The sequence below is a fragment of the Paenibacillus sp. 2TAB19 genome, from assembly GCF_052115185.1.
In the GTDB taxonomy this organism is placed as follows: Bacteria; Bacillota; Bacilli; order Paenibacillales; family Paenibacillaceae; genus Pristimantibacillus.
This window is the reverse complement of sequence record NZ_JBFRGE010000079.1, coordinates 21,987-29,770: the sequence shown is the minus strand read 5'-3', so window position 1 is coordinate 29,770 and position 7,784 is coordinate 21,987. Positions and strand designations below refer to the sequence as shown.

Annotated in this window: 8 protein-coding genes; 2 read left to right on the top strand and 6 right to left on the bottom strand. The window is 45.1% G+C overall.

All coding sequences use genetic code 11. From position 1 onward, the window contains the following. Window positions 1-412 precede the first annotated feature (412 nt). The gene (locus AB4Z33_RS25355; RefSeq protein ID WP_442052561.1) at window positions 413-1,003 is read right to left on the bottom strand and encodes a hypothetical protein; all 591 of its coding nucleotides are present in this window, start codon (window positions 1,001-1,003) and stop codon (window positions 413-415) included. Window positions 1,004-1,333: 330 nt separating this feature from the next. Between AB4Z33_RS25355 and AB4Z33_RS25350 the strand changes: the two genes are divergently transcribed. Together AB4Z33_RS25350 and AB4Z33_RS25345 are read left to right on the top strand one after the other, a co-directional pair. Beyond that, complete coding sequence (locus tag AB4Z33_RS25350; RefSeq protein WP_442052560.1) at window positions 1,334-2,527, top strand: winged helix-turn-helix domain-containing protein; 1,194 nt, start codon at window positions 1,334-1,336, stop codon at window positions 2,525-2,527. Between the two features lie 141 nt (window positions 2,528-2,668). Continuing rightward, window positions 2,669-3,019: an MmcQ/YjbR family DNA-binding protein gene (locus AB4Z33_RS25345; protein ID WP_442052559.1), complete on the top strand. Its 351-nt coding sequence runs from the start codon at window positions 2,669-2,671 to the stop codon at window positions 3,017-3,019. Window positions 3,020-3,158: 139 nt separating this feature from the next. Here AB4Z33_RS25345 and AB4Z33_RS25340 read toward each other — a convergent pair whose 3' ends face one another. The 5 genes from AB4Z33_RS25340 to AB4Z33_RS25320 all read right to left on the bottom strand — a co-directional run bounded on the left by AB4Z33_RS25340 (window position 3,159) and on the right by AB4Z33_RS25320 (window position 7,782). Continuing rightward, the gene (locus AB4Z33_RS25340) at window positions 3,159-3,296 is read right to left on the bottom strand and encodes a paeninodin family lasso peptide (protein WP_442052558.1); all 138 of its coding nucleotides are present in this window, start codon (window positions 3,294-3,296) and stop codon (window positions 3,159-3,161) included. Window positions 3,297-3,417: 121 nt separating this feature from the next. Continuing rightward, window positions 3,418-3,555 (bottom strand): paeninodin family lasso peptide, encoded by a 138-nt coding sequence (locus tag AB4Z33_RS25335; RefSeq protein ID WP_442052557.1) that lies wholly within the window; start codon window positions 3,553-3,555, stop codon window positions 3,418-3,420. Between the two features lie 33 nt (window positions 3,556-3,588). Then, window positions 3,589-5,442, bottom strand: a complete 1,854-nt coding sequence (locus AB4Z33_RS25330) for an asparagine synthase-related protein (RefSeq protein WP_442052556.1) — start codon at window positions 5,440-5,442, stop codon at window positions 3,589-3,591. Between the two features lie 237 nt (window positions 5,443-5,679). After that, window positions 5,680-5,826 (bottom strand): paeninodin family lasso peptide, encoded by a 147-nt coding sequence (locus tag AB4Z33_RS25325; protein WP_442052555.1) that lies wholly within the window; start codon window positions 5,824-5,826, stop codon window positions 5,680-5,682. Window positions 5,827-5,853: 27 nt separating this feature from the next. After that, window positions 5,854-7,782, bottom strand: coding sequence for an asparagine synthase-related protein (locus tag AB4Z33_RS25320; RefSeq protein WP_442052554.1), 1,929 nt, complete (start codon window positions 7,780-7,782; stop codon window positions 5,854-5,856). Window positions 7,783-7,784: the final 2 nt, after the last annotated feature.

The following is a 7,784-nucleotide window of genomic DNA, read 5'->3' as shown; positions in this document are numbered from 1 at the left end:
GTTGCTCTTTTGTCCATAATCCCATGTGCTCTCCCAACCTTTCATCTACTTMCATTTTAGTAGGTTTAGGAGTTTACACAAACTATTTTACAGACTCCTAAACTGTGCAAGTCGGACCGTCTGAAGGTGCTGACAAAGAATATACATTAGATCAACGATAAACAAACCGCCAAGGCATTGTGCCATGGTGGTTTTTCTTATGCCCGTTTCCAACGATCAGGTGGGCAATAAAGAGACTTGCTGTTCGCGGAGTGTCAAACGACAACATCAAGTCGCTTAAACGCAGTTTTTTATTTATTGTATAGAACAAGAACTTCTATACAGCCCCGTGATCCTCAGAAATGCACTTTTAATTAAACTAACTGGCAGTTTAGCGTGACGGATTGAGAATGCTTCCATTTTGTTTTCAAGCTTAACTCTCAGTGTTCACAGAGATCGGAATTTTGATAGAACCTACTCCTATTGACTTCACACCATTTTTCGGATTCGTATCGGAACCTACGGTAACTAAAATGTTGAAGGTTTCCGATGGTAATATTGCTTTTCGATCAGAAACTAGATCAATTATTACCGTTCCAGTTCCTCCGCCTGCCGGTTTTTGCAGCTTTGTTACTCCGACTTCCACCATATTTCTCCATTCATTACCTAGGTTCATATCACTTTCAGAAGCATATGGTTCTAGTGATGTTTTTTGATTATAAGGATAACTACTTAATATATTAGAGATATACCATTTCTTCGGGATGTAAACCGTCATTCCGCCGAAATCTTCGGGATCAATCTCAAACGACGTAACTATTCGTATACGCTCAGCCATTCCTTTGTTGCCCCATACTATGATCGTTCCCTTTACCGATGTGTTTTGATTTGCAGTGTCGGACTTAACGCTAAATTCCTTGGTGACCACAACACCATCATTGACTGCAATGTTATCAGAATGCTTCTCTTGGAAAGGATAACGTTGCACAGACAACACAACTAAAACAGTAGTGAGAGCAACCAAGAAGTATTTAGCAAACGACTTCAGATCAATCCCTCCAATACAATTTCTGCCAAATTTATTATATCATGAATTACACTTATATTTGGACGTATTTGAATAATCCATTCAACTAACTGGGAACTTTAGCTCAATACACAACCTTGATGAAGCTGCCGCGGAAAACGGCAGCTTCATTGCGTTAACTGGAAGCATTTTTCAATAGCTTGTTTTTATGCTCGAAATAATGGTACATTTTATGGGAACATGTGTTTGTTTTTTGTATTTTCCAACGGATAAGGTGAAAAGGCGTGGTTGATATCATTTAAAAAGAGCAAAGGAGCCGATGTATATATGATCCAATTGACGAATCGCCAGGCACGGCAATTTCTGCTATTGAAGCATGGGTTGTTGGGCGAATATCATTTTACCGGAAAGCTGGGTGTATTGGATTTTGTGCGGCAGGTCGGCTGTATTCAATACGATCCCATAGATGTTTGCGGAAAAAACGCCGAACTGGTGTTGCAGTCGCGAATCAAAGGATTTACCAAGAACATGCTCGCCGAGTTGCTCTATGAAGATAGAATTCTTGTCGATTATCCCGATAAGAATTTGGCCATCATCCCTGTCGAGGACTGGCCGTATTTTGAGCGGTACAGGCAGGCCGCAAGACAACATGCCAAGCGCTATCCCGAAATGGAAGTGCTGTTAGAGCAAGTACGAGCTCACATCCAAAATCATGGTGTGCTAAGTTCGGATGATCTAAAATTGGATAGAAATTTCGCTTGGCAATCGGCCATCCACTGGAGCAGCGGAAACAATTCATCCCGGTCGGTGCTAGAGCAGATGTACTCGACAGGCGAGTTGATTATACATCACAAAAAAGGAATGCGTAAATATTATGATGTCGCCGTAAAGTACATTCAGCCAAATCTGCTGAATGCGCCGGAGCCACTGGAGAGCGAGCTTAAGCATCACAAGTGGCGGGTACTGCGTCGAATCGGCGCCGTTGGCCTTTTATGGAATCGCGCATCCGATGCTTGGCTGAACATTTGGGGATTGAAAGCGGAGCAGCGCAACGAGGTTTTCCGCCAACTGTTGCACGAATCTCGCATAGTTGCTGTTGCCGTGGAACAAATGAAGGATATACTTTATTGCCGCAGTGAGGACTTGCCGCTTATTGAAGCCGTTCTGCAAAATCCAGTGCTGAAATGGCGCTGCGAGCTGATTGCCCCACTAGATAATTTCATATGGGACAGAAAACTGATCAAGGAATTGTTTGGATTCGATTACACCTGGGAGATTTACACGCCTGCAATCAAACGGAAATTCGGCTATTATGTGTTGCCTCTATTATACGGAGAAAGTCTCATCGGACGAGCCGAGGTAATCGTGGAGCGAAAAGCCGGGACGCTCGTTGTTAAAAACATCTGGTACGAGAACGACATAAAGCCAACAAAGCAATTGCGAACAGCCTTGAACGATTGTTTTCAAAAATTTGCATTATTCAACGGATGCGAGACGATTTCGACAGAGTCTATGAACTGATATTTAGAGTTACCATTTTATTGTGCTAACGGGCATGATAGTTCCAAATTGGTTAACCTTGGACATCTTGCTTGTCTCGTAAATTAACATTAAATTGAATCTAATACAAAATGAATTCTACCAAAGACAGGAGAAGATCAGATGGAAATAGGAGAATTCGTAGAATACTGCTTGTCTTATCCAGGCTCGTATGAAGATCAACCTTTCGGAGAAGGCTGGACGGCCATTCGCCATAAAGAGAACAAGAAATTATTTGCCTTGATATTCAACCGAGATAAACATCTTTGCGTTAACCTTAAATGTGATCCTGAACGATCCCATTTTCTTCGACAGGCATTTAAGGAAGTTAAGCCGGGGTATCATATGAACAAAGAGCACTGGAATACAGTGATTCTGGACGAAGGACTGTCGGAAGATGATCTTCATGACATGGTAAGGCATAGTTTTGAACTCTCAAGGCCTAAACGTAAAACCAAAGAATGTTTTCTTTAGTTTAAGTCTTGATAATTATTAGTCCGACACTTTATTTTCACCGAACATTGGTTGCTCAACACAAAAAGCGCCGTAAAGGCACAGCTAAAGCTGTGTCCTCTACGGCGTCTTCTAGTACTGCAATGGAATACGATAAATCCTAGGAATCATACACGTCAATGTCAACAAGCTTACCGTCAACGTAAGTAAAATCCATTTTCGATACACCAAAACCTGCCATCGTTTCCGATACTTGCATCACTTCCAGGGATAGTGCCGTCCATTGTTTTTTCTCCATTACACTCCACCTCCTTTCATGTCCGATTTCTGCCGATTGAGAAACCGATAAGCTATCTAGCAGCACATAAGTATATTTGAGTGAGGCTTTCAGTCTGCTCCGGATTTAGTGCCGAAGAATCCTAAGAATCATAAACATCGAGGTCTACGAGCTTGCCGTCAACATAAGTATAGTCGATTTTCGATATGCCAAAACCTGCCATTGTCTCGGATACTTCCATCACTTCCAGCGAAAGAGCTGTCCATTGTTTTTTCTCCATACCATCACCTCCTTTCAAGTACCGTTCGAAATGCTAAATCAACCTTTTGAGAAAACGATAGGCAATCAAGCTGCGCATAAGCAGCTTTAAGTGAGGGTCATCAGCCTGCTCGGGCTTAATACCCGAACTTACCTTGCTCATCGATTCCTTCACCTGCATCACATCCAAGTAGCGGGAAGCCCGCTCATCGCTGCACAGTGTACGAAGCTCTTCTTCTATCGACGGCCACCGGGGAATAATCCGATGCACCCAATCCATGCCTTGAACGCCTCGTGTCCGTTGATTCAATCGAACCTTGTCCGGTAGTATATTGTTGGTTGCTCTTCGGATAAGAGAACGTCCGAAGCCATCCTTCACATATTGCTCCACGGGGATGGACAGGCAAAATTTGATCAGTCGTATATCGCTGGTTGCATCCCGTTCCCATATTCCCAGCCGGTAGGATGATTTGGCCGAAATGGTGCCCTGCATACTTAAAACCGCCTGATTGCTGAAATAATTCTCGCGTTCCCTCAGCATTTGATACGTTGACTCCCGCAAACCGACATCATACTGCGATAGCTTCTCATATACCCCGGAGCTCCTTGCAAAATCAGCTTGGATGATGGAAGGTACCCCCGGTTGAAACGGAGACCCTTTCTCCGGAAAAACCTGCTGTCTAATCGCGCGAACGATCCGTTTCCGGCCGATGCCCAATTGCTCGCCGTACATCGTAATCTCTCGGTATAATTGGAGCCATTGTAGCTTCTTCACCAGCAAGCTGTAATAACCAACAGCTGAGCCCCAGGATATCGAGTAATTTCCCCGGGCGCCTGTGAGCAAAACACCTACTCCTTGACGCGCCGCTTCCTCATGAATGCCTTTGACCCAGAATGCATTTTCGAAATTTTTGTATGGTCCTTCTAAACTGTCCATCCATTCATCCATCTCCGTAAAAGGACTCATCCCCGGGAAATCTAATAAGTTCGAATTCATATTTCCTACATGATCGACGATGGACTGAATATAAGGACTTTCATCCGCAAACATGCTTCTAGGCGTCCAATCTTTGAAATCCCGTTCGGGAATGTAGCTGTAGGCCTGTAAGCTCTTGCCTTCCTTAGCGAGCATCCTCGCAGCGAACCCTGACACTGAGCCGGAATCAAGTCCCCCGCTAAGGGTGACTCCCACCTGCTTGAAGGTACGCAGTCTGGAGCGAACCGATTCTTGGAAAATTTGCTGAAAGGCCTCCACATATTCGTCATCAGAGCCCAAGGTAAGGCTCTTATCAGGCATTAATGAGCCATACTTTGCAACCGTTAGCTTCCCCTCATGCAAAGTAAACGTGTGTGCCGGAGGCAACTGCAACACATCTGCATAATAGGTCGTATGGACATCGACAGCATCCAAGAGCGTCGGTATCGCCAAAAATTCGGCAAACCTCTCTTCGCATAGTCTCTTATCTATTCCCGTTAGGGAGAATAGCGGATGGATTACACTGCAGAACGAGAATTGATACGAACTGCGGTGATAATACAGGGTCCTGCTGGCCAGCTGATCTCTCGCCCCAAACAGCAGCTTTCTGCTTGCATCCCATATAACGAAAGCGAAGTCTCCAATTAGATAACGCGGCGTCTCCGGACCCCATTTGCGATAAGCCAGCAGGATGAGCTCACTGTCCGTTATCCCGCTTCTTCTATCTCGCTCAATCTCAAGCTGCTCGAACAATTGTCCGCGATTGTCAATGATTGCATCAGCGGTTATAACCAGTCCGGATTGCATATCCCGAAAAGGAAGCTTTTCATTAACCGATTCCGGTGTTATCCATTGGGACCGGCAGCCGAGAAGAGCCGACGTTTCCTCCCAGACTTCAAAGCCATCTCCGGGAAACTGCCGTACGGCCTCCATGAAATTTGCAGCCCCATCAGTTGGATGCAGAGGTCTATCGAATTGTATAACACCCGCTATAACGCTCATGCAATCACACCCTATCGATTTATGATTCATTACACCTATTTCTTCCTTACCCTCTTAACGATAAAGAAAGCTTCCGTGAACTTAAACCTTCTTTATCTTTAAGAAGGCCCCTTATACGTTTTAAAGGTATAAGGGCCCTGAAAATAATGGGACTCGTAGTAAGTCAACCTAGGAGTCCACCTCATGAGGGTGACCATTATTGTTGCCTTTGCCATTTCTGTCAGGATACACTCCGTTTTTTCCACCCATGGTTGCACTGACATCAAGGAGTTCCAACGTCAGCGGCTGCCATTCTTTCTTCAATTCCTTTGTCATTTGTATCACCTCCTCTCATGCTTGGCGTTAAAATCGCTTTAAAAAACGGTAAACAATTAAGCTTTGCATTAATAATCTTACATTCGGATCAAAGGCCAATTCAGGTTTGGGCGAGTTTCCGATTTTCGAAAGCGATTCTTTGATTTGTTTCACGTTCAAAAAATACGAAGCCCGGGCATCCAGGCAAAGCTGATGAAGTTCTTCCGTAAAAGCACTCCACGATGGAATCATGCGATGGATCCAGTCCGCCCCCTGCACGCCCCGAACGCGAAGATTGAGCCTGACTTTATCGGGCAAATAATTTTCGGTCGATCTTCGAATTAAAGAACGGTCCATACCCTTTTGAACATATTGTTCTACAGGCACGGATAAACAAAATCGAACCACCCTGGGATCACAGGTCGGATCCCTTTCCCTGACGGCATAGCGTAACGATAATTTCGTTGATGACGTCCCCTGATGGTTTAAGAACGACGAATTTTCGAACTGATAGATTCTTGCCTCAAACTCGTTCATTGAAGAAGCGGTTAATCCGACATCATGGTGTTTCAGTTTATCGAAGACTTTGGTTCGTTCCGCTAAATCCGGATTAATTAAAAGCGTGATATCCGGCGAGGGCTTCGAAAAAAAAGTCGGAGCCGGAAATGCCAGTTTGCCGATTATGGGCAGCAGCCTTGATCTCCCGATTCTCATATTTCTGCCATAGAGCTTCAGTTCATGGTAAAGTCGCAGCAAACGCAGCTTTCTTAAAAGCTGAGCGTAGTAATCCAGCGCCGGGCCCCACGAGATGGAGTAATTCCCGCTCCCTCCATTCAACAATACTCCGACTCCGTCCTTCTCCGCTTGCTCGAGAATCCCTTTGATCCAGAATGAATTTTCAAAAAACTTATAAGGCGCCTCCATCAGCTCGAGCAGGTCATTCATTTCCTCAAAGGAGTTGCGACCCGGGAAGTCCAAATCGTTGTGCGCGATATTGCCTACATGCTGAACCGTAGCCCCGATATAAGGTCTCTCGTCGGCAAGCAAGCTTTTCGGTGTCCAATCCACAAAATCAGAGGGAGGGACATAACTGTAGGTTTGTAATGTTTTCCCTTCCTGCCGCAACGGGTTTGCGGCAAAGCTTACGACAGCCCCCGAATCCAACCCTCCGCTTAAGCTTGCGCCAACACTCCGGCATGTCCGGAGCTTCGATGTAACGGCTTCCTGAAAGACTTCACGAAATGCTTCTTCGTATTCGCCGTTTGTTTTTAGTTTAAGTTTCCCGCCAGGCGTTATGAATGTCCCGTATTGMTCCAATGCAAGGTTTCCGTCCGCCACCGTAATCGAATGGCCGGGAGGAATTTGATCGATATGATGATAGACCGTGGAGTGAACGTCGATCGTATCCAAAATGATAGGAATCATGAGAAACTCGGTCAGCCATGACTCATTCAGTGCCTTCTTGACTCCGGGAATAGTAAACAGCGGATTTATCACCGTGCAAAAAGCAAACCGTCCTGAATGATGATAATAATAAAGCGTTCGATTTCCCGACAGATCACGCGCACCGAAAAGTTGGCGTTTTTGCTCATCCCAAATGATGAATGCAAAGTCTCCTATTAGGTATCGCGGGGCTTCCTTCCCCCATTTCAGGTAAGCCGCCAAAATAAGCTCGCTGTCCGTCATCTGTTTCCGCCGGAAATGCTCCACCTGCAACCGGTTAAATAATTCCTCCCTGTTGTCAATGATCGCGTCTGCGGTAATGGCAAGCTTATGTTGCTCGTCGTAATAGGGCAGCCGTTCTATAGTCGATTCGGGTGTGATCCATTGCGCGTGACAACCTAAAAATACGAAACGGTCATGCCAAACCCGCACATCATGGGCAGGGTATTTTTGCAAGGCTTGCATCATGTTTTCGATCGTTTCGACAGTTACAGGTTCTTCATTACAATTAAAAACACCGGTTATCGCACTCATTA

Bases quoted from the DNA above. Each gene is read 5' to 3' on its own strand.
- AB4Z33_RS25350 (WP_442052560.1), top strand. From the start codon at position 1,334: ATGATCCAATTGACGAATCGCCAGGCACGGCAATTTCTGCTATTGAAG.
- AB4Z33_RS25345 (WP_442052559.1), top strand. From the start codon at position 2,669: ATGGAAATAGGAGAATTCGTAGAATACTGCTTGTCTTATCCAGGCTCG.
- AB4Z33_RS25340 (WP_442052558.1), bottom strand. From the start codon at position 3,296: ATGGAGAAAAAACAATGGACGGCACTATCCCTGGAAGTGATGCAAGTA.
- AB4Z33_RS25335 (WP_442052557.1), bottom strand. From the start codon at position 3,555: ATGGAGAAAAAACAATGGACAGCTCTTTCGCTGGAAGTGATGGAAGTA.
- AB4Z33_RS25330 (WP_442052556.1), bottom strand. From the start codon at position 5,442: ATGGAGGCCGTACGGCAGTTTCCCGGAGATGGCTTTGAAGTCTGGGAG.
- AB4Z33_RS25325 (WP_442052555.1), bottom strand. From the start codon at position 5,826: ATGACAAAGGAATTGAAGAAAGAATGGCAGCCGCTGACGTTGGAACTC.